The sequence below is a fragment of the Streptomyces sp. NPDC023573 genome (genome assembly GCF_055559735.1).
In genome coordinates, this window is sequence record NZ_JBVHKB010000002.1 from 686,149 (window position 1) to 709,621 (window position 23,473).

Here is a 23,473-nt window from a genome sequence, read left to right on the forward strand (position 1 = left end):
GGGTCACGAGAAGCCCGCGATTTTTTCCTCACGAACACGTATGTGTAGGCAATTGATTGCCGGGCACCAGAGGTCTCGGAGGTTGATAACAATGGTTCCCCTGCTTCTCGTTCTTCTGCTCGCCCTGATCCTTTTCGGTGCCGGTTTCGCCCTCAAGGCACTCTGGTGGATCGCCGTGATCGTGCTTGTGGTCTGGCTGATCGGATTCTTCGTCCGCCCGGCAGCCGGTGGTGGCAAGCGGGGCCGGTGGTACCGCTGGTAGCCTGCCCTGACCAGCAGTGACGCGGGTGGCGCGGGACCTTCGGGTCCCGCGCCACCCGCGTTTTTCTGCGATCCGTCCAATTCACGGGGTGTGGGCCGGGAAAGTAGGGGCAGCCGAAATAGTGAGCGGCACTCGTCCTCATCACGATGGGATTCGCCGTACCGAATGAGACCGTCGAGGAAGGAGCCGTAATGAGCGACAACCTGTGGGGCTATCAGCCCACGAGCGGTCACACCGCGGGCGCCGACCTGACCGGATTCTCGGTCGAGGCGACGGACGGAAGCATCGGCAAGGTCGACAAGCACTCCGACGAGGTGGGCTCGTCGTACCTGGTCGTCGACACCGGGGTCTGGATCTTCGGCCGGACCGTCCTGCTTCCGGCAGGCACGGTCAAGGGGATCGACACGGAGCACAAGACGATCTTCGTCGACCTGACCAAGGATCAGATAAAGGACTCCCCGGTGTTCGACAAGCACAACCACGCGAACGACCCGGGTTACCACGCACAGGTCGGCGGCTACTACGACAGCTACCGCATCATGTGACCGCGACGCACAGCGCACCACGACCAGAGGCGGGGTCGGCTCCCATCACGGAGCCGGCCCCGCTGTTCAGCCCGGAAAGTCCGCCGTGAGCAGGGTGACGTCGAAGGGCTCGGGCAGCGGGAGCGGCTTGCCGAAGGGCACGGCGTCGGAGCGCTTGTACGTTCCGTCCTCGTTCGGCTCGGTGAACAGCGTGACCATCGCGCCTCGCGTGTCGAAGCGGTCGATCAGCAAGTACATCGGAACGCCTGCCCGCGCATAGGCGCGGTACTTCTTCGTCCTGTCCTCCCGGGCGTTCCCCTTGGACGTGATCTCGACGATCAGCAGCGCCTCCGACGCGTCCATCGGGTCGCTGGTCTCCGGGTCGGCAGCTGCGATCAGCTCAGCCGGCATCACAACGAGGTCCGGGAAGTACAGCTTGTCGAGCGGCGCGACGTGCACACCGAGCGTCTGGTAGATCTCCAGTTCCTCGGGGAGGCTCACATAGAGTCGGCGCTGCACCCTCGCGGCGATGCCGTTGTGGTGCGCGTGAGGCGGCGGTACCAAGACGATCTGCCCTTCGTCGATCTCGGCGCGCCACCCCTCGGGCACGTCCAGTTCCTGCCAGGTCCGCAGCAGGTACTCCCACGGGCGGCCTTCGGAGCCCTGATCGCTTTCGACCATCGCGGCGGTCATCGCAGGTCCTTTCTCCTGTGGCCTGGTGTGGAAGCGTGGATCGACGCTCGTGCGGCGGTGAGCCGCTCCGTCCAGCGTCCCACGATCGGGTGAGGCCCGCACCGACCTCGTCGCAGGTGTCGTCGCGTCGCGGCGATGCCCTTCCCCCAGGAGCTGCCGATTCCGTCTCGGCCGGAGAACCGGGCGACCGTTCATCCGCATCTCAGTGTGCAGACGCTGATCACCCGGCAGCGCCCATCTGGACGGCGAAAGGCGGAAAGCGTGACGAAGGGTCCCACCACGGCCGAGGAACCGCGCGCGGAGGAGGGCGGGCACGGGCCACGGCCCGGCGTCGTCCGCACCGTGTTCGGCGTCCTGCGCCGTGACGGGCGCCCGCTGTTCGGAGTGACGGCGCGCGTGACCGGGCTGGCCGCGCTGGGGGGCCTGGCGGTGACGGTCGTGGCGTTCCTCGTCGTGTGGCCCACCTTCACCGAGATACGCCTGGGCGCGGTCCGGGCCCGCATCAACGAGGACTCCTACGCCCCCGACGGCAGCCGGGTGCAGGACATGTGGCTCACCCTCCTCGCCTGCCTGCCGTTCCTGATACTCCTGCTGCATGTGGCGTGCGCCGCCATCCAACGGGCGGCGGCCGGCCCGGGACGCGGCCGCTTCCGCTCGGTCCTGGGCGTGTACGCGCTGCGCGGAGTCCTCGTGTGGGCCCCGGTCGTGCTCGGGGTCCTGGTGGAGGAGACCTTCACCACCACCCTGTTCAGGGAGCACACCGTGCTCGTCCCGAAGTGGGAGTACCCCAACCTGTACGAGGTGCTGCGCTACGGTCCGCCCCTGCTGGGCATGGCGATCGCCCTGGTGCTCCGGCTCGGCTGGACCCTCGCACCGGCAACCGCCGCGACGGAGGGCCTCGGGCCCTGGGCCGCTATGCGCCGCTCCTGGTCGCTCGTGTGGGGCCGGGCCTCCGCCTTGTTCCGGACCACGGCCTTCGCGCTCCCCCTGGGCGTGCTCACCGTCGGCATGTACGTCCTGCTCCACCTCGCCGCCCGGCCCCTGCGCTCCGGCACGGTCCACGTCTTCCTGGAGTGGGGCCCGGACAACACCTACGCCGCGTACGTCGTCGGGCTCCTCGTCCCGATCGCCGTCGCCCTGCTGCTCACCGGCGCCCTGGCCCTTCCGCCGGCGCACGCCGTCCTCGCGGTGCTCCAGCAGCGGCTCGTCCAGGCCAGGGAGCGGCAGCCGGCGGGCGGCCTCACGGCAGCCGCCCCTCCCGGTTGATCTCCCGCACCCGTGCCCGCAGCACGAGCCCCGGCGGGGCCGTCCGCACGGCCTCCGGCGGGCAGTCCCACTCCGCGCCACCGCCCGGCGGGCGCAGTTGGACGTACGGGCCGACGCGGCCCATCACCCGGCCCACCCGGCCGTCCCGGCCGTCCACCGCGAACGTCCCGGGCTCCGGCGTACACGGCTCCAGTCCTTCAACTGTCATGAGCCGCCGCCGCTTCCAACTGCACACTCAGCCGCATGGCCGTCTCCAGCGAGCACCGGCCGAGGTCGACGAGCGGGGTCGGCTCGTCGCCCGCGCACGAGACCGGGTCGATCCGCAGCGACGGCAGCTTCACACCGACCCCCGCCAGCCCGGCCCGTAGCCGCTCCACCGCGTCCTCCGCAGCCCGCACTCTGCCCGCTGCTTCTCTGCGCCGTTCCGTAGCCGTCATCATGATCTTCCCCATTTCCACGCTGAGTAGTGGCTATGCATACACAGCGTGTCCAATTCATCGCTACCGTGGAAGAGGCGCAGTTCCAACATCCGCAGATGTGTCACAGGGAGTCGCCTTGCCCGGACCCAAGAAGCTCGACCCGTCGTCCTCACCCCGCGCGCTCCTCGGCGCCGAACTCCGCCACCGGAGAGAGGCGGCGGGCCTGTCGCAGGACGAGCTGGGGGCGCCGCTGTTCGTCAGCGGCTCCTTCATCGGCCAGCTGGAGGCCGGTACGCGGCGCATGCAGGTGGACCAGGCGCAGAAGCTGGACGAGGTGCTGGGCGCGGACGGGTTCTTCGAACGGCACTGCGCGGCCCTGCAGAAGTCCAAGTACCCGGACCACTTCGCGGAAGCGGCGGAGGCTGAGCGGGAAGCGATCACCATCAAGGAGTACGCGCCCCTCCTGATCCCGGGGCTGTTGCAGACCGAGGCGTACGCGCGTGCCGTGTTCCGGGCCTACCAGCCGACCGCGACCGAGGACGTGATCGACGAACTGGTGGCGGCGCGCCTTGAGCGGGCGCAGTTGCTGACAGATCCAACAACGCCTCTGGTTTGGGTGGTCCTCGACGAAGCGGTCCTGCGCCGCGAGTCGGGTGGCCGCGCTGTGATGGCTGGAGCGTTGCGGCACATGCTGGACCTCGCCCACCGCCACCGGGCGATCTTGCAGGTCCTGCCTTTCTCCGCGGGTGCTCACACGGCGCTGCAGGGGTCTCTCAAGCTGATGTCCTTCCAGGACGCCCCCACGCTCGCCTACCTCGAGGGGCTGGGGACAGGGAGGTTGCAGGACGATCCGGCCACCGTCCGGCACCACGAGCTGACTTACGATCTGGTGGTGGCCAGCGCATTGTCACCGGAAGCATCCCTGGCCCTGATGGAAACCGTGGCGGAGGATTACTCCCATGAAGATCAGCAGCTCTGACTACGACCTGAACACGGCGACCTGGCACAAGTCCTCGTACAGCGGCGGCGACGGCGGTGACTGCCTGGAGGTCGCCACCTGGCGCAAGTCGACCTACAGCGGCGGCGACGGCGGCAACTGCCTGGAGGTAGCCGACGGTCTCCCCCACGTCGTCCCCGTCCGGGACTCCAAGGTCACGGACGGACCGGCCCTCGTGTTCCGGGCCGCCGCGTGGTCCACCTTCGTCGCCGGCCTGAAGCACGGCTGAGCCGGCCGGGAAGAGGGAACGACTTTCGTCGTCCGCCGTCGCGACCAACGGCTACAGCGGTGCCGGGGCGGAGGTCCCTACGGTGGGCGCGTGACTCGTGTTGATTCGATGGCCCCCGCAGATCCCTCCCCCCTGGCACCGACGGTGAGGACGCGGGCGGCGTCCTGGTCGGCCGTGCCCGGGCGGGCCCTCCTCGCGCCAGGGATGTGGCCTGCCCAACGCATCGTGGGTGAGGTCTTCCTGAGCCTGACGCTCGCGGTGCTGGGGGTGGGCGCCGGGCTGCTGGACGACCAGAGCCTTGCGCAGGCCCTCGGAGTCGGGCTGCTGGCCGGGCTGTTGTCGGTCCTGCGCCGTGGGCTGCCCGCCACCGTGCTGCTGACTGCGGCGGCCGGCTCCGCGCCGTTCTTCGGTTTCGCGCCGCTGCTCCTCGTCGTCGCCTGGTCGGCGGGGCGGCGGATCGACGGTCTCGGCAGGGCATGCGCCGTGTTCGCGCTTGCCTACGGTCTCAGCCTCGGCCTGACCGCCGCGTGGGAGTCCCACGCGTCGTGGTCGCTGCTGACCGTCGCCGGGATGTTCATCCTAGTCGCGATCATCGTCCCGGGGCTCGCGGGGCGCTACTGGTCGCAGCGCCGGACGCTGACCGACACCCTCCACGAGTACAACGCCCAACTCCTGCGCGAGCGCACGATGCTCGTCGGGCAGGCCAGGATGCTGGAGCGTCAGCGCATCGCGCAGGACATGCACGACAGCCTCGGCCACCAGCTCGCGCTGATCGCGGTGCACACCGGGGCGCTGGAGGTGGACCGGGAGCTGACCGGACAGCAGCGTGAGGCCGTCGGGGTGCTGCGTGAGGCGTCGGTGGCCGCGATGCACGAACTGCGCGACGTGGTGGGCGTGCTGCGCGACGGCGCGGACACCCCGCCCGCCGGGGGCGGCGCCCAGGGCGAGGACCCCGGCGCGCCGGCACGTGGTGTGGGGGGCGTCGACAGCCTGGCCGAGACGTCCCGGAAGGCGGGCGCGGCCGTGGAGATCCGGCGCTCGGGCGAGGTGCGCCCGCTCGCGACGACCGCCGACCACGCGGCGTACCGCGTGGTCCAGGAGGGTCTGACCAACGCCCACAAGCACGCCCCGGGCGCGACGATCACCATCGGCCTCCGGTACGAGCCGGACTCGCTGGTCGTGGAGGTCGCCAACGGTCCGGTGCCGGAACAGGTGCGCGGGAGGGTGGCGAGCGGGGGCCAGGGCCTTACCGGTCTTGAGGAGCGGGCCCGGCTCGTCGGGGGCATGGTGCACGCGGGTCCCACGGCTGACGGCGGGTTCCGGCTGGCCGGCGTGCTGCCGTACACGTCGCCCGGTGACGGGAGGAAGACGTTCGTCGCTCCGCCGGACGACTTTCGGGCGCAGAAGCCGGCGGGCCCCGCGGGTGAGAGTGATCCGGTCATCGACTGGAACGGTCTCCCGAAGGAGTTGGCCAAGGCAGTGAACAGGACCAAGAGGGGCAACGGAATAGCCATCGGCTGCGGGGTGGCGGCTCTGGTCGCCGTCGTGCTCGTGATCGCGGTGGTCGTGGCGGGGGTCTTCCTCGTACGGGAGGCGGACAAGGCGATGATCGAGCCCAAGCAGTACGACGCGGTGACGGTCGGCCAGTCGGAGCGGTCCGTGCGCGACGAACTGCCCAGCGGGGAATCGTTCATGAACACGGGTCCTGGCGACGGTGCACCCCCGGAGCCGGACGGCGCGACGTGCCTCACCCTGCTCTCCACGGAGATCGGGTCCAGCCTGGCCGCCGACCCGGTCTTCCGGTTCTGCTTCAAGGACGGCAAGCTGATCGAGAAGAAGTCCTTCGAGGCGGGCTGAGGGACCACGGGCCCCGGCGGGCGGGGTGATCGGGGATGATGGCCCCATGTCCGCGGAGTTGACCGATCAGAACCGCTCAGGAGAGTCGTGATCAGGGTTCTTGTGGCGGATGACGAGCCGCTGATCCGGGCGGGCATCCGGATGATCCTCTCGTCGGCCGACGACATCGACGTCGTCGCCGAGGCGGCGGACGGCCGTGAGGCGGTCGAGCTCGCGCGGTCGCAGCGGGTGGACGTCGCGCTGATGGACATCCAGATGCCGGTGATGGACGGGCTGACGGCCCTGACCGAGCTGGGCCGGGCGGCTCCTCAGGTGAGGGTGCTGATCCTGACGACGTTCGGGGAGCGGCAGAACGTGCTGCGTGCCCTGACCGGGGGCAGCGCGGGCTTTCTGCTGAAGGACTCGGCGCCCGCGGAGCTGATGCGGGCGGTGCGGGCGGCGGCGGGCGGGGAGGCGTATCTCTCGCCCGGTGCCACGCGGCATGTCGTGGACTCGCTGGCCTCGGGAGGCACCACGCAGCGGGCGGAGGACGCCCGTCGCAGGCTGGAGAAGCTGACCAGCCGCGAGCGTGACGTCCTGGCCCTGCTCGGCGAGGGCCTCTCCAACGCGGACGCGGGTCAGCGGATCCACATGAGCGAGGCGACGGTGAAGGCGTATGTGAGCCGCATCCTCGCCAAGCTGGAGTGCGAGAACAGGGTGCAGGCCGCGCTGCTGGCGCGGGACGCCGGCCTCGGCGTGTGAGTGCCGGGGCCCTCAGACCACCTGGATCACATGCTTGCCCCGTACGCCGCCGGCCTCCAGGGCCCGGTGGGCGGCGGCGATTCCGGAGAGCGGGTGGACGGTGTCCACGACCGGGCGGATCGCGCCGCTCTCCGCGTAGCGGGTGAGTTCGGCGAGCAGGTCGTGGCCCGGGTTGCCGCTGAAGAAGCGGACGCGTCCCCGGCCGTGGGCGGTCGAGGCCAGCATGTAGCCGAGGCTCGCGGCGATGTGGTCGAGGTCGAAGGCGATGGAGACCATGCGGCCTCCGGGTGCCAGCCGGCCCCGGAAGGCCCGGAGTTCGGTGCCGACGGTGTCCATGATGACGTCGAAGTGGCCCAGGTCGGACGGTCCGGTGGTCGCGTAGCCGTGAGCCTCGTCCGCGCCCAGCTCCCGGACGAGATCGAGGTTCTTCGTGCCCGCGAGGCCCGTGACGTGGGCGCCGAGGGCCTTGCCGAGCTGGACGGCGATGCTGCCGACTCCCCCGGCGGCGCCGCGTACGAGCAGGCGCTCGCCCGCCTTCAGCCGTGCCTTGGTCCGGAGGGCGGTGATGGCCGTCGTGCCGACGGGGAGGGAGGCGGCCTCGACGAGGCCGAGGTTCTCGGGGGCGTACGCGAGGTTCCGGGGGCGTACGGCGACGTATTCGGCCGCGCTGCCGAAGGTGCGGGGCAGGACGCCCCACACCCGGGCGCCGGGGCGCAGGCCGGTGACGGCCGGGTCCACCTCGGCGACCTCGCCGGCGAAGTCGAGCCCGGTGCGCTGGGGGAAGGTGCGGCCGGTCACCAGGCGGACGCGTCCGGCGCGGCCGTGGAGCTCACCGCCGTTGACGCTCGCCGCGTGGACGCGGACCAGCACCTCGCCCTGACGGAGTGCCGGTACCGGGACCTTGCCGACGTAGAGCACTTCGGGAGGGCCGTAGCTGTCGTAGAGCGCCGCGCGCATGTCGTTCATGCCCCCAGGCTAAGCGCGTAAGTGGATGGCCCCCTCCATTTGGCTTAAAGTGAGAAACATGCCTGATCAGACCTCTCACAAGCCGGTCGGCGAAGGCCTGCGCGCCGATGCCAGGGAGAACCGGGAGCGGATCCTCCGGGCGGCGCGCGAGGCGTTCGCCGAGCAGGGCATCGACGTCCCCGTGGCGGCGGTCGCCCGGCGGGCCGGTGTCGGGGTCGCCACGCTGTACCGGCGCTTCCCCACGCGCGACGCGCTCGTGACGGAGGCCTTCGCGGAGGAGCTCACCCACTGCGTGTCCGTGCTCGACGAGGGGCTGGCGGACCCGGACCCCTGGCGCGGCTTCTGCACGGTGATCGAGCAGGTCTGTCTGATGCAGTCGGTGGACCGGGGCTTCACGCAGGCGTTCCTCGCGGAGTTCCCCGGCCAGGCGGATTTCGCCCTGGAGCGCACCCGCGCCGAGGAACGTCTGGCCCTGCTGGTCCGGCGGGCCAAGGAGGCGGGCGCCTTGCGCGAGGACTTCGACCTGAGCGACATCACCCTGCTGCTGCTCGCGAACTGCGGGGCCACGGTCGGCGCGGGCGAGGAGGCCGCCGCCGCGTCCCGGCGGCTGACCGCCTACCTGCTCCAGTCCTTCCGGGCCGGATCGCCCGCCGCCCTGCCCCCGCCCGCCCGGCTGGACCTCCGACGAATCCACGGGGCGGGCGGCTGAGGAGCCACGGGCCCGCACGCGGCGCGTCCGGGCCGAACCGTTGGAGCCTTCCGTCGGCTACGGACGCTGAACCTTCCAGTCCGCCACGTCCGCGGCACGGTTGGAGTAGGCGTTGGTGCAGACGTCGTACTTGCCACCGGCCGGGCCGGCGCCGTTGGTCTCCAGGAACCCGCCGTTGTCGGCGTAGAGGTTCCACAGGTGGATGACGTCACCGGGACGGATGTTCTGGTCGGCGGGCGTGGACCTCCGTGCGGTGATGCGCCAGCGTCCGGTGCCGGAGCCGGGCGCACGGTCCTGGTCCTTGGAGGTCGAGACGTTGAACTTGGCACCCGCGTTGCGCTGGTCCGCCGAGGCGTGGCCGTTGGTGTCGAGGTAGCCGCCGTCCCCACCGTAGAGGTTGCGCAGCTGGATCACGTCTCCGCTGACCACCGTCGCACCGACCGCCTTGCCGGTCGGCGAGAGGATCTCCCAGGTGCCGGTCCCCTCACCGCGAGTGGGTGAATCGGCGGTCGACACGGCGTACTTGCCGCCGGAGTCGCTGCTGTGGCCGTTTGTGTCGAGGTAACCGCCCGCCCAGCTGTTGTAGCCGTTCTGCAGGTGGATCTTGTCGCCGTACTTCAGCTCGTTCGCCATGGTCGCTCCCACTGGGTCAGGTCGACGGCATGCGAGTGCCCCTGTCCCCAGGAACTGCTGGTCAGGGCGCCGTCACCGGTCATCCTGGCGATCTCGCACCGCGCCACGCCCGACCCCGCGGCGGAGATCATCCGATCGAGGCCACACGTCCCCGGCATTGACTCCGGGGCTCAAGCCCTGGGCCCCGAGCGCTCTTTCAGAGGAATGGGAGGAAGGATCTGTTCCCACCCACCCACCCTCCTCGCCTGCGGTGTTGACCAGGTGTGACCGACTTGCCACGGACCGTCGCCACGCTCTAGCGTGCCAACAACCAAACGACCCCCGTCGGTGCGCCAACACCGGACAGGGGTCTGACCAACGAGATCGACGGAAGTGGAACCGATCTGATGGCTGTCGACCACCTTAGTGCTGCCCCTCACACCGCACACGTGGCCCCGCACCCGATGGCGAACCCCGGTTACGGCAAGCGTTCCGCCACGGACCAGCGCCCGCGCGGCGAGCGCGACTTCTCGCACCTGCCGCCCCGCGAGGCCGCCGTCGCCGCCTACATCGACCGGCTTCCGGACGGCTCCGACATCTCCGTGAAGACCCTGGCCAAGGTGCTTCCGTACGGACAGTGCGCCCTGCGGACCGCGCTCAACAGGCTCCAGGCGGCCGGGCATCTGCGCCGGGGCCGCGAGTGCGTCGCCACCGACGAGGTCATGCTCTGGGTGACCCGGACCTTCTTCTCCCGGACCGCGCGCGACGACGACTGGTGGGCGGCGTTCATCCGGGGCGACGTACCGCAGGAGAGGCAACAGCCCACCCGTAGCCGGGCGTTCGTCCTGCTGGCCGCCCTGGGGCGCACGGCTCCCGCGCTGAGCCTCTCGGCAGCGGAGTGCGCGAGCCTGGAGTCGCAGGTCAGCGAGTGGTTCGCGCGGGGTGCCACGGAGCCGGAGCTGCTGCACGCCCTGACCGACGGGCTGCCCTCGCCGGTCCATCACGCGGCCTCGCTGCTTCGCAGGCGGCTCACCGACAAGCTCCCCCCGCACCGGCCGGCCCCGGAGCGGCGGACCGCGCTGCTCACCCTGGAGTGCGGCGAGTGCCGTGCGCCGGGCAGCCCGGAAGCGCTGGCGGGCGGCCTCTGCGCACCGTGCCGGGGCGAGGCCGCCCAAGGACCGGCGGGCCCTCCCGGCGCCGTACCCACCGACGACGTACGCCGGCGGGTCGCGGCGGTCCGGGCCGGACTCGTCCCCCGGCCGGAGCGGACCGGCCACGCCCGGGGCGTACGGGTCCGGCGCTGACGCGCACGCCGGACCCGGGCCGCCTCTAGACGTAGGGGATCTTCACGACCGCCGCGTCCGTGCCGGTCTGCACCTGGGACGTGCCGCTGCCCAGCGCGCTCCAGATCTCCACGCGGACCGTTCCGCCTCTGAGCGCGCCCAGGCTTCCGGTCACCGACCTGGAGCCCACGGCCTGGGTGTACTCCTCCCACCCCGTGACCGGGTCGGTCGCGAAGTAGCGGAAGGTCTCCGTCCGGTCGAAGGTGCCGTCGCCGGTGAGGTCGTAACTGACCCTGACCTGCGGGGCGAGCCCCACCTTCGTCCCCGCGTCGACCCGCAGGCGGAAGGAGGTGGACGCGCCCGACGCGAGCGTCCCGTCGACCTTCTTGATCTCGTAGACCGTCGGCCGGTACGGCGTGCCGTCCCGGTTGACGCCGTCGGCCGAGGCCAGCGTGTCGGCCCCCGCCGCGCCGTCCGTGGCGGTGGTGAGGATGCCGCCGGACTTCAGCCGGAAGGTGTTGCCGGTGGACGGTCCCGGCTCCTCCGGGTCGGGGTCCCCGCCGCCGGTGCCCGTGCCGGTGGCCGTGGAGCGGGCCGGGACGGAGAGGGTCTTGCCGTCGGAGAAGGTGACGGTGCGGGCGGTGGAGCCGTGGTTGTGGGCGCTGTACGTCCGGACGCCGTTCTTCGTGAAGACGGCGGAGGTCGGGATGTCCCCGCTGACGGTCATGTCGGGCGCGCCCAGACTGTCGAGCGTGCTGATCCAGTGGTAGGTGTGCGCCTTGGACTCGCCCTGCTCCGGACCGTAGCCCGCGTTGCCCGCGTCCCACTTGGCCTTGGCCGCCGCCGGGTCGGCGAGCGACTCGAACTCCCAGAGGAGGTCACGCCATTCGACGGCCGGGCCGCCGTTCTCCCGCTGCATCTCCGCGATGTTCCGCCTGATGGCCTCCTTCTCACGGGCCAGGTGCAGCGAGCCGCCCGTGACCGGGAGGACGTTGATGCCGTGGATCTCCTCCGGGTTCGCGGTCCACCAGGTGGAGTACGCCCCGCCGCTGCCCCAGACCATGCCGACCGTGTCATGGCCGAAGGAGCCGGGGAAGACCTGCTGGTCGGCGTCGAACCAGTACTGCGTGATCGCCTCCGACTCGGTGGTCAGCAGGAAGCTGCCGAGGTCGCGCAGCCCGGTGTCACCCGTCGCGGAGCCCCACAGGACGAGTCCGGCGCTGAGGTTGACCGACTCGGAGGAGGACTCCTGGTTGTTGCCCGCCGCGAAGCCCTGGTGGCCTGAGGCCCAGCTGTGGCCCGCGTACACGTCGAAGCCGCGCAGGAACGGGTACGCGGAGTCCGTGCGGCTGGGGTTCGCCGCGTCCCTGACCAGGGTCTTCACCATGGTGCCCCAGGCGGAGTCGGCGGCCCACGCCTGGTCGTACTGGGCGACGATCGCCGCCGCGTACACGTAGTAGCTGTAGTGGAAGTGGTGGTCGTTGAGCTCGGTGTCACTGCCGTACGAGGCCGGGTAGCCGGTGAGCGTCTTCCAGTCCTTGTCGTAGCTGAACTCACTGGCCCCGCCCGCCGTGAACCACTCCTGGAGACGGCCCTTCATCAGGCCGAGGAGCTTGTCCCTTGTGCCGGTCTGGCCGATCTGGTCGGCCACGGGCACCAGTTGGGCGAGGCGGCCGAGCGCCTTGCCGGTCCAGTAGGTGTCACCGGCCCCGGAGAAGGGGTCGGGGGCGTTCGCCACCTCGTTGAGGTATCCGGTCAGCCTCGCCTTGTCGACCCCGCTGGAGGCGGGGAGGGCGGGGAGCACGCCCTGGTTCTTCTGGCTGGTGGTGAAGGAGGCGGACTCCCGCACCTTCATGGTGCCTCGCGGGGAGACGTACGTGTACGGCGTGAGCGCGTCCGTGGTGTGCAGCCACTGGTGGCGGTACAGGGCTTGGAGCGTGCCGCGCTCGGTGCCCTCCTTCGCCTCCGTCGTCAGGCTGTAGGTCGCCCTGACCGTTCCGCCGGTGGACTGCCAGGCCACCTGGGATCCGGTGACGAAGCTGAAGGCGTACTTGCGGTAGGTCGCGAGCGCGTCCGTGGACGGCAGCACGGCGAGCGAGAAGTAGTCCTTGCCGCCGAGGCCCGCCGTGATCGTGGAGCCGGAGACGTTCCAGTCGCTGCCGGTCGGGGCGAAGAGGGCGTAGTGGTGGCCCGCGACCGTGATGCCGAGGACGTTGCCGTTGTCCGCGAAGACGGTCGGGTTGCCGGCCGTGGTGACGCGGGCGTCACCACCGGAGCCCTTGGCGTACACGAAGGGCATGCCGTGCCCGATGGTCGTGCGCAGGGTGCGGGCGCCGTCCGACCAGTAGGGGGTGACCGTCCAGTCGGACCACGCGTCGGCCTTGGTGTCCGGGGAGTTCAGACCGCTGAGGCCGACCGTGAGGTCGGCCTTGTGCGCGTACTCGTACTGGCGTCCGTCGCCGACGATCGCGGGCGTGGTCGGATAGCCGACCTCCAGTCCGCCGGAGGTCGCCTGGTAGGTCAGCGGGTGGCCGTACATCGGGGTGGAGTACGGGTTGTCGCCGTAACGCTGGTAGGCCAGCGAGGACCACCAGTCGTTGGTCGGGACCGGCTTGTCCCTGGCCGCCGCCGTGAGCTTGGGCGTGACGGGGGCACCGGTGTTGGTCGTGGGTCCGGAGGTACCGGCGGGGCGGCTGTCGGTGTAGCTGCCGGAGCCTGCGGGGATGGTGGCCGCCGCCGCCGGGGACGCGGCGGGGCCGAGCCCCACAGCGGCCAGGGCGATGGCCAGGATCGTCGCCGCTGCTGGTCTGGAGAGGGAGGTTCGCATGGGCAGCACCTCGGTCATGGGGGGAGCATGCTTGAGAGCGCTCTCAGTGCCCAGGAACGTAAAAGCCCTGAAGGGTGGTGTCAATAGAGCTGACACAGGCGGGAGTTGAGCGTGACCCACCGTGGCCGTGCGTTCGAGTCTTGACCGGGGGCGGGCCTGGCGCGGCGCTCCGGGCACAGGTTGTGAGCGCGGCGGGCCGGGAACGCGGGGGCGCGGCGGGCCGGGAACGCGCGGGGGCGCGGCGGCTACGGGCGCCTCACCCCCTCGCCGCGCGCCCCCAGCGCGCCGGAGAGCTCGGACCTGCGCCGTATCCGCAGCTTGCGGTAGACGTGGGTGAGGTGGGTCTCCACCGTGCGCCGGGCCAGGTGCAGCAGCCCGGCTATCTCCGCGTTGGTGCGGCCGGCCGCGGCCAGTTCGGCGACGCGTCGTTCACTCGGCGTCAGAGCGGCGGACCCGGTGCGGGGCGAGGAGTGATGGCGGGCGCCTCCCTCGCGCAGCGCCGAGGCGGCCAGGGCGTGGAAGCGTACAGCGCCCTTGCGTTCCGCCCGTTCCGAGGCCTCGCGCAGGGAGTCACGGGCACGGGAGCGCTCCCCCGCGCCGATGAGCTGACGGCCCTGCGCGAGGAGCGCCGGGATCAGCTCCATGTCGGTGTCGGCCGGTGCGCCTCGTAAGATCCGGACGGCTTCCCCGGCCAGTTCCAGGCCGCGCCGGCCACCGGTCACGGTGCCCAGCACCCGCAGGGCGCGGCCGACCGTGCGCGGGGTGTTCCACACCTCGGCCAGCCGCAGTTCCTCCTCCGCCAGCTCCACGGCCTCCCCTGCCCTCCCCGACATCAGGCCGTGCTCCGCGACGGCGGTACGCCACGGTGTGACGACCGGGCTGACCACCTCACGCGCCAGCTGGCGCCTGCCGCACTCCAGCCAGTCGGTGAGCGCTCCCGCCGAGTCGCCCACGGCGGCCCGCAGCACGCCCCGGGCGTACAGGAAACGGTTCAGCTCCCAGGAGTCCGGCGCCCGGCGCAGGTCGAACTCCGCGGCGAGCAGCTGTGCCTCGTCGGTGCGGTCCGCGTGCACGAGCGCCATCAGCACATGGGCGTCGATGTTGCCCGGCCCCGCGTCGGCCGGTGTGCAGCGCGGCGCCCCGGCGTGGGCGAGCAGCGCGGCCTGGTCGCCCCGGGCGGCGGCGATGTCGGCCCGGGTGCTGGCCAGGGCGCGGTGCATGGGGTGCAGCAGGGAACAGCTCTGCAGGGCCATGCCGCGCTCCACGAGCCTTTCCGCCTCGTCGAGTTCGTCCGCCCACTGGGCGACGGCCGCCGCCGTGCCCAGCAGGAACGGCTCGGCGGACGGGTCGGCGGGTTCGGCGAGCAGGGTGTGCATCTGTTTCATCGCGTCCTGTGCCGAGACCAGTCCGGCCGTCGCCGCATGTCGCACGAGCAGCGCCCGTCCTGCGGTGCCGAGCAGCTCAGGGGAGCGCGCGGCCGTCTCGCCCAGCCATCCGTAAGCCTCCTGACGCTGGATCTGGTCGTGGTCGGACAGGATGGCGGTGGCGGTCTGCACGGTGCGGGCCAGCCCGGGGTGACCCGCCAGTCCCGCCTCGGTCCGGCGCAGCATCCCCATCGCCGTACGGACCTCGCCCTGACCGGCGAGGGCGGTGCCCAGCGCGATGGCCGTGTGCACCCGGTCGCGGGGCTCGCCCTCCAGGTGCAGGGCCTCCGCCAGCCGCGATATCGCGGCTCCGGCGTCCGCCGAGTGGTATTCCAGGGAGCCCAGTTCGGTCAGCAGGCGCTGCCTGCGGGCGTCGGACAGCGGTTCGTCGAGCGCCCGGCGCAGATATCCGACGGCGGCCTCGGGCCGCGAGGCGTCGACGGCCACCGTGACCGCGTCCCGCAGGACGCGCAGCACCCAGGGCTTGCCGACGACGGGGGCACGCAGCAGATGCCGGGCGACCGCCTCGACCCGTCCGCCCCGGGCGAGCAGCGCTTCGGCGGCCGCCCGGTGCACCTCCCGCCGTCGCGGTGTCGGCCAGCCGGTGAGCACCGCGTCCCGCAACAGCGGATGGGCATAGCGGGGCTGCCTGCCGGGGCCGGGGCGCAGCAGTCCGAGCCGGGTCATCGCGGTGAGCCAGCCGGCGACCCGGGCGGGGTCGGCCCCGGTGGTCTCGGCGAGCAGGGCGGGCGGATCACCGGCGGGGTCCGGCGTCCCCACCTCCTCCAGCGCGGCGAGGGCCCGGGCCACATCGGCGGTCGCCGTCCCGGCGCTGTCCAGCCACCAGGCGACGGCCGCCGGATACGCCCCCGGGTACAGGGCGGCGCAGGAGTCCGGGAGGGGGAGCGGCGGAGTGCCGCGCAGGTCGTCGAGCAGAGCGAGCAGCAGCAGCGGATGGCCCGCCGAGGCGCGTACGCACTCCGCCGCCCACTCCGGGTCGGCGTCGGGAAGGTGCGCTCGCAGCATCTCCGCGGACGCCTCGTCGGTGAGGGGGGCCAGGGTGTGCGTGCGGACGAAGGAGGCGGAGAGCGCGTGGGTGAGACCGGCGGGCTGGGGGTCGATGTCGTACTGGCTCCGCTCGGTGGCCACGATCAGCACCGGCATCCGGTCCAGGTGGCCGGCGGCCTCGGCGAGCCAGCGGCGCGAGGAACGGTCCGCCAGATGGACGTCGTCCACGGCGAGCAACAAGGGGGACCGCGCCGCCGACGAGCCCAGCAACTCCCACAACCGGGCGGCTCTGCGGTGGTAATCGGAGGACGGCATGCCCGCGTACTCCGGAACGTGGCCGAGAAGCCGCCCCACGGTCGAGAGGGGCATGGCGTCGTCCTCCGGGGAACAACGCGCACGCAGCACGCGCATGCCGCGTTCCGCGGCCTGTGCGGCGGCGGCCTCCAGCACGGCGGTGCGGCCGGTGCCGGTCGCACCGCGCAGCAGGACGAGGCCGCCCACGCCACGGAGGGCACGCTCGGTGCCGGCCGCCAACAGTGTGTGTGCGTCGTCGCGTTCGCGCAGCGCATTGATCATCCAGGCCTCCTGAGAAGATGGTGCGCGCCGTCGCACTGTGAGAGGCACCGGCGCGCGCCCGGGTGGCGTGATATGACCCACAGGGCAATTTTTCTGCCCGCTTCTCTGCCCCCTGGTGTGTCGTGTCTCACGGCGGGATGTGCATCGCCCCCGCAGGGCCACCACCCTGTGTGCGCACCCGCGTTGACCTGCGGTGATACGGATTCCCGGCGGGATGTGCGGGTGGCAGCCGCGCTTCCCTCGTGGTCCGCGTCGTGGTGGTCCACGATTGCCTGTTCCGCTGCGGGCGCAGAAGTGTGGATCAGGTCCTTCCGCCGAAGGCGCACACGCCCGGCGGATCCTGAACAGAGGAAATCGGTTGCTCAGCTCACCCCGGACCACCTCCGACACCGCCCTGGCAAGCCGGGTGCCCGTATCCGTGACCGCCCCCGACCCGATCAGCCGCGAAGGTGCCGTCAGCCAGCTGCGCCGGCATCCGGAGGTCGAACTGCGCGAGGAGTCCCGCCCCGGCACGGTGGCCCTGCTGATCGAGGACGCCCTCGACGAGGCGGCCCTCACCCGGTTGCGCCGGGTCGTGCGCAGCGAGGGCGCTCGTGCCGTGCTCGTCGTGGACACGATCCGCGAGAACGAGCTGCTGGACGTCATCGAGTGCGGTGTCGGCGCCATCGTGTGGCGCCGCGAGGCCACCGCCCACCGGCTGGTGCAGGCGGTGTTGACCGCCGCCCGCGGCGAGGGCGACCTGCCCGCGGATCTGCTCGGACGGCTCATCAACCAGGTGGGGACCCTGCACCGTGGGGGCGCCGGACGGCAGGGCAGTCCTTCCCTGGGTCTCACGCCCCGCGAGGTCGATGTGCTGCGGCTCGTCGCCGAGGGCCTCGACACCGGGGAGATCGCCGGGAAGTTGTCCTATTCCGAACGGACCGTCAAGAACGTGATGCACGGGGTCACCACCCGGCTCCACCTGCGTAACCGCGCGCACGCCGTCGCCCATGCCCTTCGGGAGGGTTACATCTGACCGTTGGGGCAACTCCGGGAGGGCCGCCGGGCAGGACCGCTGTCCGCCGGCCGTCCCCGGCGTGCCTGGGGCCCTGACGGCACGCAGGGCACGATCGACGGGATACGGCACCGGGCGGTACCGGACGTACGACAGGCACCACGGCTGGGCAGGGAGCGGCAAGAGTGATCCACGAGGTGGACGAGGTCCTCAAACGCCTGCTCAGCGGCGGGGCGTTGGCGGGTTCCGGCATCGAGGTGGCCTTCGAGGCGCCCACCCGTGACTGGGCGGCCCGGCGCAACGCCCCCGTGGTCAACACCTATCTGTACGACATCCGGGAGGACGTGAGCCGGCGGCAGCGCGGCCACACGTCGGTGCGCGACGAACGGAACATCGTGGTGCGCCGCAGCCAGCCGCCACGCTGGTTCCGGCTGTCGTACCTGGTGACGGCGTGGACGAAGACCCCGCAGGACGAACACCGGCTGCTGTCCGCCGTGCTGGCGACACTGCTGCCCCGGGAACTGCTCACCCCCGAGGAACTCCCCGGCTCGCTGGGGCGCCTCGGCCTGACGATTCCGCTGACGGTGGCCGGCCTCCAGACGGAGGCGCGCTCCCTCGCCGAGATCTGGTCCGCGCTGGGCGGTGAGCTCAAGCCCTCCCTGGACCTGGTGGTCACCGCGCCCTTCCCGGCCTTCCCCGAATACGACGCCGGGCCCCCGGTCACCGAGGGCGCGACGATCCGCGTGGGCGACCTGGAGGCCGACACCCCCCGGCCCCCGGGGCGCTCCCACCGGCCGCACCAGGTGGCGGCGGCCCGCGCCGCCCACGAGGAAGAGGCGGCGGCCCGCCGCGCGGAGAAGCGATGAACGCCCCGCACCCGGCCGCCGTGTCCGACGTCCCGGACCACCGTGACCCCTCCCGGCCGCTGCTCGCCCGGCTGGCCGCACTGCGGCAGGCGGTGACCGCGCTGGTCGAGCGGCGCTCCGCCACCGACCCGACGGCGGGCGACCCGCTGCGCGGCCTGTACCTCTCCGACGAGGCCGTGCTCCACCTGCTGCACGCCTGGCCGGCCGCGGATCCGGACGCCTCGCTCCCGCCGGGGACGCAGGCGGGGCCGCAGGACGACGCCGACGACCGGCTGGCCCGGACGGCCGCCCGGCTGCGGCTGTCCGACCGGGACGCGGCCGTCCTGCTCATCGCGCTCGCCCCGGACCTCGACCGCACCTTCGAGCCGCTCTACGGCTACCTCAACGACGACGTGAGCCGGCGCCGCGCCACGGTGGGCCTCGCCCTCGAACTGTGCGGGCTCCCCACCCACCTGCCGGACGGCCGCGCGCGCTTCCATCCGACGGCACCGCTCCTCGCCCTCGGGCTGCTGGAGGTCGACGAGCCCGAACGCCCGTTCCTCTCCCGCTCGCTGCGCGTGCCGGACCGGGTGGCCGCCCATCTGCTGGGAGACGACACCCCGGACGCGGCGCTGCTGGGCCGGCTGCACCCGATGCCGGACCCGCAGTCCGCCGCCGAGGAGGACGAGGTCTTCGGCCGACAGCTGGCCGCCCGGCTGAAGGACGGTCCGCTCTGCGTCTACCTGCGGGAACACCGAAAGGGTGACGGCCTGGCCGCCCTCGCGTCCGCCCTGCGCGCGGCAGGCGTCGACGCGCTGCGCTACTCGGGCCACTCGGGCCACTCCGGCCCCTCTGACCCTTCTGGTCACACCAGCCACACCGGTCACACCGACCCCGCGGGCGCCCACGGCGCTCCTCACGGCACCTCCGCCGGCACCGACGACGGCGTGCACGCGCTCCTGCGCGAGGCACGCCTCAGCGGGCGGGCGGTCGTGGTGTCCGGCCTGCCCGACCGACCGGCCGCACTGGTCGAAGCGCTGACCCGGGCCGCTGACGTGACCGTACTGCTGGCGGACCCGCGCCCGTACGACCCGCACTGGTCTCCGCAGGACCCGCTCGTGCTGGAGGCGCCGCGGCGCCCGGCCGGCGGCACAGACGTCTGGCAGGCCGCGCTGGGCCCCGAGGCCGGGCATCTCGACCTGGCCGCCACCGTGGCTCCGTACCACCTCGGCGGCGAGCGCGTCGGGCGTGCGGCCCGTGCCGCCCTGGCGCTGGCCGCCTTCGACGGGACGCCGCTCACCGCCGGCCACATCCGGCTCGCCGCGCGGCAGCAGTCGGCGTCCGGCCTCGAACAGCACGCCCGCCGGATCCGGCCCGCCGTGGACTGGGGCGACCTCGTCCTGCCCGACGCGCCCCTCACGCAACTGCGCGAACTCGCCCTGCGCGCCCGCCACCGCGACCGGGTCCTCGGCGACTGGCGGCTCAGCGCGGGCGGCGGGCGCGGCCGTGGTGTCGTCGGCATGTTCGCGGGCGAGTCCGGCACCGGGAAGACCCTGGCGGCGGAGGTGGTCTCGGCCGATCTGGGCCTCGACCTCTATGTGGTCCAGCTGTCCTCGATCGTCGACAAGTACATCGGCGAGACCGAGAAGAACCTCGAACGGATCTTCAGCGAGGCCGACAGCACGGACGCCGTGCTCCTCTTCGACGAGGCCGACGCCGTCTTCGGGAAGCGCTCGGAGGTCAAGGACTCCCACGACCGGTACGCCAACATGGAGAGCTCCTACCTCCTGCAGCGGCTGGAGTCCTTCGACGGCATCGCCCTGCTCACCACCAACCTGCGGTCCAACATCGACGAGGCGTTCACCCGGCGCCTGGACCTGGTCGTCGACTTCCCGTTCCCGGACGCCGGCCAGCGGCTGGCGCTGTGGCACCACGGCCTGGCGCACGTCCCGTCGGCCGAGGACATCGACGCCGGCCCCCTGGCCCGGGACTTCGAGCTGGCCGGCGGGTCGATCCGCAGCGCGGTGGTCACCGCCGCCTACCTCGCCGCCGGGCGGGACGAGCCGGTCGGCGCGGACGACCTGCTGGAGGGCGCGCGCCGCGAGTACCGCAAGGCGGGCCGGCTGGTGCCGGGCGAGGCGAACTGGTGAGTCCGGCCCGGCCGGCCCCGTCTCACGGTGCGCTCACACGGTGAACTTGACGGCTTCCAGCTGGAGCTTCAGCTTCATGTCGCTTCCGCCGTAGATCCAGTCCCCGGGCTTGGTGCAGAACCGGCCGCCCCACCCCTTGCCCCCGACGCTGGTGGTCTGGCAGACGGTGCCTTCGAGGACCCCGATGGTGAACCCCTGCATCGCGGAGTACGACTCCTTGGTGCTGCCGAGGTACATGTCCTTGCCGGTGCTCTGCTGCTGCCACTTGTCGCCCTTCCGCCAGCCCTCGACCACATAGGCGGACGCGCCCCGGACACCCTTGGTCCTGGACACGGCGATGTTGAGGGCCTTGATGGGCAGCCCCTTGCCGACCGTCCCGGCCTCGGCCCCGTCGCACACCGGTTCCTGCCAGCCGCGGTCCGCGACATACGCGCGGTAGCAGATGTGACGGCCCTCGCTGCGCGCGGCGATCTCGTGCACCGCGACGGCCGCGGTCCGCTCCGGCGGCTTCTTCGTCTCCCCGCCGCCACCGCCTCCGCCCCCGCCGTCGCCGTCGCCGTCGGGGCTCTCGTTCTCGGTCTCGGGGGTCTTCTCCGGCTCCGGGGTGGGCGGCGCGGACGTGGGCGCGGCACTCTCCTCGGGCGGTGGGATGACGCTGACGGTCTCCGAAGTCTTCTCCGTCGCCGTACTCCGCACCTGAGGCTTGTACGCCAGCCAGATCACCACGAACGCGATGGTCAGGGTCAGGAGCAGCGCCAGCACGGTGGCCAGCCAGCCCGGCAGGAAACCCCGCTGGACGTAGGTGCCGTCCACGTCCATGCTCTTGGCACCGGAGCGGCGCAGGGCCAGCGCGTAGGGCTGCTCCTCCTTCGACCCGAACCAGATGATCTGCCGCGGCTTCAGCGTCGTCCTGACGAACGCGGCCCGGCCCGGCTCGATCTGGACGTTGCTCGGCTGGATGTCGTACGACAGCCGGTCGCCGGAGTCACTGCCGCTGAGCGAGGCGGTGACCTTGGTGTTGCCGAGGTTGTCGACCGCGAGCCGGGGCCGGCCGCGGAAGCGGCCCTTGACGACCGGCGGCACCAGCTCGGCCCGCACCTCCGTGAAGGGGGTGATCGTGAGGTTGCCCTCCGGGACGGTCACCGCCTCCGGATGCTCGGTCGGCGTGATCCGCACGGCGTACGGATTCGGCCCGGCCGTGGCGTCCGGCGTACGCGGCGGAGCGAACGTCACGTCCACCGAGCCGGTGGTGCCGGGATACAGGCGGAGTGTCTGGGGCTCCACGGTGGTCCAGGGGGCGGGGCCGCCGATCGGTTCGAAGCGGTATTCATCCACCACATCACCGGTGTTGCGCAGCCGGAGCCGCACGGTGGTGCTGCTGCCGGGGTCGACGGTGGTGGAGAGGGGTTCGAGGGAAGTCCACAGGCTCACGGGCCCACGCTAGGGGAGGACGTGACGCGCGTCAGGGGACGCGGGGGCACACCGGGATGCCCTCAGGGCTCGGCCGGAGGACACGCCCCCCGGCCGGCGCCCGTACCGCTACTCGTCCCACTCGGAGCCCGAGGAGTCCGGGTCGTGACTCACGGTCTTCTCCGTCATGTCCCCCTTGAGGACCCCGTCCTCCAGCTTCGCACCGATCGCGGCGGCCTGCGCCGTCACCTCCGCCACCACCTTCGGGTGTGCGGTCATCCACTCCGGCATCCGCCAGCCGGGGAAGAACTGGTTGTGGCTGCCGGAGGCCTGGACCTCGTAGCCGTTGGGCCGGCCGATGTGCTCGTTGACCGCGTCGAAGGCCCACTGACAGCTGCGGCACGCCTTCTTGACGCCACCCATCATGACCTTCTCCGGCTCGTCCGAGGTCTTCGGGTTCGCCAGCCAGTGGGCGACGTGCTGGCCGAGCACGGTCATCTCACCGTGCTGCGAGCTCTTGTCGGACTCGGTGCCGCCGACCGCGTACCACTCGATGGGCCGGCGCAGGGCCTCGTCGATCGCGAGCAGCTGGGGAGCGTTGCCGTGGGCCTTGGCGTAGTCACCCGACGTCAGGGCCTTGAGCTTCGTCCGGTCCTTCTCCCTGGCGTGCTGCATCTCGGGGTCGCCGTTCACGTACTTGCGCAGCTCCTCCTCGACCACGATCTTGTCGTTGGCGGTGACCCGCTTGTCGCCGGTGTTGCCGGCGATGGCCAGCGCCCCGCCGGGGAGGACCGACACGGCCAGGTGGGGAGTGATCTTACTCTTGCCCCGCAGGGGATTGCCGCGCTTGTCCGCGAAATCCTTGTTCGTCTTGTTGATGGTCTCCAGGGCGATACGGGACATCCGGTCCAGCATGCGCAGGGCCACGTCCCGGTCACCCGGGGCCGACTCCTTGGTCTGCCGGTACTTGGCCGGTGCCTCCTCGGTGTCGGTGGCGACCCGTTGGACCTCGTGTGTGCCCGGCTCCGCGGAGTCCACGGCACGCTGCACCGGCGCGGACGAGCCCGGCAGGGAGAGGTCGGGCGCGCCACCCTGGGCCAGCTTCCGGCCGTTGGCGGCGGACTGCTTCTCGAAGGGGTCGTCCTGGTGCGAGACCTTGGCCCCCGCGCCGTTGTCCGTCCCCGCCACCGGCCCCATCGTCTGCTGACGGACGTGGTCCAGCTCATGGAAGATCGTCTCGTCGTCCAGGCGCGGCTTCTGGCTGACGATGTCCGAACCCGTGGTGTAGGCAACGGCGTTGAGCTCCATCGCCGAGCGCTGCGCCACCGGCCCGGTGTGCAGCCGGACGTGGTCGAAGCTCATCCCGTACGCCTGCTGCGCCTTGTCGAGGATGCGGGACTCCGGCCGGCTGCCCGGCGAGGAGATCGCCTCCTGCACCGACACGCGGCGCTGCACGGCCGGCTGTTCGCCGGACGGCGCGGCCTCACCGTGGCCGCAGCCGGGCCCGTGCGCGTGCCGCTCCTCCTCGATGGCGCGCGACACGGCCGCGTTCCCCGCCGCGCGCTGGAGTGCCAGCATCCGGCCGGCCTGCGTGCTCGGCGTACCGGCCCGGCGGGGCTTGTTCCGCTCTCCGGGCTGCGGGGCCGGTGTTTCGTGTGCGCGCACGACGCTCCCTTCTGGG

21 protein-coding genes are annotated in these 23,473 nt (G+C 72.0%); 12 read left to right on the forward strand and 9 right to left on the reverse strand.

The window, feature by feature from the left end; translation table 11 throughout:
* Window positions 1-91 precede the first annotated feature (91 nt).
* Both ACZ32T_RS09750 and ACZ32T_RS09755 read left to right on the forward strand, forming a co-directional pair.
* Window positions 92-262 (forward strand): DUF5670 family protein, encoded by a 171-nt coding sequence (locus ACZ32T_RS09750; RefSeq protein WP_031093367.1) that lies wholly within the window; start codon window positions 92-94, stop codon window positions 260-262.
* A 191-nt stretch (window positions 263-453) separates the two neighbouring features.
* Window positions 454-807, forward strand: coding sequence for a PRC-barrel domain containing protein (locus ACZ32T_RS09755; RefSeq protein ID WP_467273065.1), 354 nt, complete (start codon window positions 454-456; stop codon window positions 805-807).
* 66 nt (window positions 808-873) lie between these two features.
* Here ACZ32T_RS09755 and ACZ32T_RS09760 read toward each other — a convergent pair whose 3' ends face one another.
* Complete coding sequence (locus ACZ32T_RS09760) at window positions 874-1,479, reverse strand: Uma2 family endonuclease (protein ID WP_467366154.1); 606 nt, start codon at window positions 1,477-1,479, stop codon at window positions 874-876.
* Between the two features lie 261 nt (window positions 1,480-1,740).
* Between ACZ32T_RS09760 and ACZ32T_RS09765 the strand changes: the two genes are divergently transcribed.
* Window positions 1,741-2,745, forward strand: a complete 1,005-nt coding sequence (locus ACZ32T_RS09765; RefSeq protein WP_467366156.1) for a hypothetical protein — start codon at window positions 1,741-1,743, stop codon at window positions 2,743-2,745.
* Here ACZ32T_RS09765 and ACZ32T_RS09770 read toward each other — a convergent pair.
* Together ACZ32T_RS09770 and ACZ32T_RS09775 are read right to left on the reverse strand one after the other, a co-directional pair.
* On the reverse strand, window positions 2,720-2,953 hold the full coding sequence (locus ACZ32T_RS09770; protein WP_467273062.1) for a hypothetical protein: 234 nt from the start codon (window positions 2,951-2,953) through the stop codon (window positions 2,720-2,722). The two genes, ACZ32T_RS09765 and ACZ32T_RS09770, sit on opposite strands and share 26 nt — an antisense overlap.
* Window positions 2,943-3,143, reverse strand: coding sequence for a hypothetical protein (locus tag ACZ32T_RS09775; RefSeq protein ID WP_356707922.1), 201 nt, complete (start codon window positions 3,141-3,143; stop codon window positions 2,943-2,945). The genes ACZ32T_RS09770 and ACZ32T_RS09775 overlap by 11 nt, the downstream gene beginning before the upstream one ends.
* Window positions 3,144-3,300: 157 nt before the next feature.
* Here ACZ32T_RS09775 and ACZ32T_RS09780 point away from each other — a divergent pair, with 157 nt between their 5' ends.
* The 4 genes from ACZ32T_RS09780 (at window position 3,301) to ACZ32T_RS09795 (ending at window position 6,988) form a co-directional block, all read left to right on the forward strand.
* On the forward strand, window positions 3,301-4,143 hold the full coding sequence (locus ACZ32T_RS09780) for a helix-turn-helix domain-containing protein (RefSeq protein ID WP_467366158.1): 843 nt from the start codon (window positions 3,301-3,303) through the stop codon (window positions 4,141-4,143).
* Window positions 4,124-4,390 (forward strand): DUF397 domain-containing protein, encoded by a 267-nt coding sequence (locus ACZ32T_RS09785; protein WP_467366160.1) that lies wholly within the window; start codon window positions 4,124-4,126, stop codon window positions 4,388-4,390. The genes ACZ32T_RS09780 and ACZ32T_RS09785 overlap by 20 nt, the downstream gene beginning before the upstream one ends.
* Before the next feature lie 204 nt (window positions 4,391-4,594).
* Window positions 4,595-6,247: a sensor histidine kinase gene (locus ACZ32T_RS09790; protein WP_467273069.1), complete on the forward strand. Its 1,653-nt coding sequence runs from the start codon at window positions 4,595-4,597 to the stop codon at window positions 6,245-6,247.
* A gap of 87 nt (window positions 6,248-6,334) precedes the next feature.
* Window positions 6,335-6,988, forward strand: a complete 654-nt coding sequence (locus tag ACZ32T_RS09795) for a response regulator transcription factor (RefSeq protein ID WP_467273058.1) — start codon at window positions 6,335-6,337, stop codon at window positions 6,986-6,988.
* 12 nt (window positions 6,989-7,000) lie between these two features.
* On the opposite strand, the gene ACZ32T_RS09800 is transcribed toward ACZ32T_RS09795, so the two are convergent.
* Window positions 7,001-7,954, reverse strand: a complete 954-nt coding sequence (locus ACZ32T_RS09800; protein WP_467366162.1) for an NAD(P)-dependent alcohol dehydrogenase — start codon at window positions 7,952-7,954, stop codon at window positions 7,001-7,003.
* 58 nt (window positions 7,955-8,012) lie between these two features.
* On the opposite strand from ACZ32T_RS09800, the gene ACZ32T_RS09805 reads away from it, so the two are divergent.
* The gene (locus ACZ32T_RS09805; RefSeq protein WP_467273056.1) at window positions 8,013-8,663 is read left to right on the forward strand and encodes a TetR/AcrR family transcriptional regulator; all 651 of its coding nucleotides are present in this window, start codon (window positions 8,013-8,015) and stop codon (window positions 8,661-8,663) included.
* Between the two features lie 57 nt (window positions 8,664-8,720).
* Here the strand turns inward: ACZ32T_RS09805 and ACZ32T_RS09810 are convergent, their stop codons facing one another.
* Window positions 8,721-9,296 (reverse strand): hypothetical protein, encoded by a 576-nt coding sequence (locus ACZ32T_RS09810; RefSeq protein ID WP_467273055.1) that lies wholly within the window; start codon window positions 9,294-9,296, stop codon window positions 8,721-8,723.
* A gap of 443 nt (window positions 9,297-9,739) precedes the next feature.
* Between ACZ32T_RS09810 and ACZ32T_RS09815 the strand changes: the two genes are divergently transcribed.
* Entirely contained in the window at window positions 9,740-10,579 is an 840-nt protein-coding gene (locus ACZ32T_RS09815; protein WP_467366307.1) for a hypothetical protein, read from the forward strand.
* Window positions 10,580-10,604: 25 nt separating this feature from the next.
* On the opposite strand, the gene ACZ32T_RS09820 is transcribed toward ACZ32T_RS09815, so the two are convergent.
* Window positions 10,605-13,403, reverse strand: a complete 2,799-nt coding sequence (locus ACZ32T_RS09820) for a glycosyl hydrolase (RefSeq protein ID WP_467366164.1) — start codon at window positions 13,401-13,403, stop codon at window positions 10,605-10,607.
* Between the two features lie 227 nt (window positions 13,404-13,630).
* Entirely contained in the window at window positions 13,631-16,393 is a 2,763-nt protein-coding gene (locus ACZ32T_RS09825) for a LuxR C-terminal-related transcriptional regulator (protein WP_467366166.1), read from the reverse strand.
* Between the two features lie 358 nt (window positions 16,394-16,751).
* Here ACZ32T_RS09825 and ACZ32T_RS09830 point away from each other — a divergent pair, with 358 nt between their 5' ends.
* From ACZ32T_RS09830 to ACZ32T_RS09840, 3 genes are all read left to right on the forward strand, one after another.
* Window positions 16,752-17,408 (forward strand): helix-turn-helix transcriptional regulator, encoded by a 657-nt coding sequence (locus ACZ32T_RS09830; protein WP_467273051.1) that lies wholly within the window; start codon window positions 16,752-16,754, stop codon window positions 17,406-17,408.
* Window positions 17,409-17,572: 164 nt separating this feature from the next.
* Entirely contained in the window at window positions 17,573-18,253 is a 681-nt protein-coding gene (locus tag ACZ32T_RS09835) for a Pvc16 family protein (RefSeq protein WP_467273050.1), read from the forward strand.
* A complete protein-coding gene (locus ACZ32T_RS09840) occupies window positions 18,250-20,382 on the forward strand; it encodes an ATP-binding protein (RefSeq protein ID WP_467273049.1) in 2,133 nt (710 codons plus the stop codon). Before ACZ32T_RS09835 ends, ACZ32T_RS09840 begins: the two co-directional genes overlap by 4 nt.
* Before the next feature lie 33 nt (window positions 20,383-20,415).
* Here ACZ32T_RS09840 and ACZ32T_RS09845 read toward each other — a convergent pair whose 3' ends face one another.
* Together ACZ32T_RS09845 and ACZ32T_RS09850 are read right to left on the reverse strand one after the other, a co-directional pair.
* Window positions 20,416-21,813 (reverse strand): hydrolase, encoded by a 1,398-nt coding sequence (locus ACZ32T_RS09845; RefSeq protein ID WP_467273048.1) that lies wholly within the window; start codon window positions 21,811-21,813, stop codon window positions 20,416-20,418.
* A gap of 108 nt (window positions 21,814-21,921) precedes the next feature.
* Window positions 21,922-23,457 (reverse strand): eCIS core domain-containing protein, encoded by a 1,536-nt coding sequence (locus ACZ32T_RS09850; protein WP_467273047.1) that lies wholly within the window; start codon window positions 23,455-23,457, stop codon window positions 21,922-21,924.
* Window positions 23,458-23,473: the final 16 nt, after the last annotated feature.

Bases quoted from the DNA above. Each gene is read 5' to 3' on its own strand.
- ACZ32T_RS09750 (WP_031093367.1), top strand. From the start codon at position 92: ATGGTTCCCCTGCTTCTCGTTCTTCTGCTCGCCCTGATCCTTTTCGGT.
- ACZ32T_RS09755 (WP_467273065.1), top strand. From the start codon at position 454: ATGAGCGACAACCTGTGGGGCTATCAGCCCACGAGCGGTCACACCGCG.
- ACZ32T_RS09760 (WP_467366154.1), bottom strand. From the start codon at position 1,479: ATGACCGCCGCGATGGTCGAAAGCGATCAGGGCTCCGAAGGCCGCCCG.
- ACZ32T_RS09770 (WP_467273062.1), bottom strand. From the start codon at position 2,953: ATGACAGTTGAAGGACTGGAGCCGTGTACGCCGGAGCCCGGGACGTTC.
- ACZ32T_RS09785 (WP_467366160.1), top strand. From the start codon at position 4,124: ATGAAGATCAGCAGCTCTGACTACGACCTGAACACGGCGACCTGGCAC.
- ACZ32T_RS09790 (WP_467273069.1), top strand. From the start codon at position 4,595: ATGTGGCCTGCCCAACGCATCGTGGGTGAGGTCTTCCTGAGCCTGACG.
- ACZ32T_RS09800 (WP_467366162.1), bottom strand. From the start codon at position 7,954: ATGAACGACATGCGCGCGGCGCTCTACGACAGCTACGGCCCTCCCGAA.
- ACZ32T_RS09805 (WP_467273056.1), top strand. From the start codon at position 8,013: ATGCCTGATCAGACCTCTCACAAGCCGGTCGGCGAAGGCCTGCGCGCC.
- ACZ32T_RS09810 (WP_467273055.1), bottom strand. From the start codon at position 9,296: ATGGCGAACGAGCTGAAGTACGGCGACAAGATCCACCTGCAGAACGGC.
- ACZ32T_RS09815 (WP_467366307.1), top strand. From the start codon at position 9,740: ATGGCGAACCCCGGTTACGGCAAGCGTTCCGCCACGGACCAGCGCCCG.
- ACZ32T_RS09820 (WP_467366164.1), bottom strand. From the start codon at position 13,403: ATGACCGAGGTGCTGCCCATGCGAACCTCCCTCTCCAGACCAGCAGCG.
- ACZ32T_RS09825 (WP_467366166.1), bottom strand. From the start codon at position 16,393: ATGATCAATGCGCTGCGCGAACGCGACGACGCACACACACTGTTGGCG.
- ACZ32T_RS09840 (WP_467273049.1), top strand. From the start codon at position 18,250: ATGAACGCCCCGCACCCGGCCGCCGTGTCCGACGTCCCGGACCACCGT.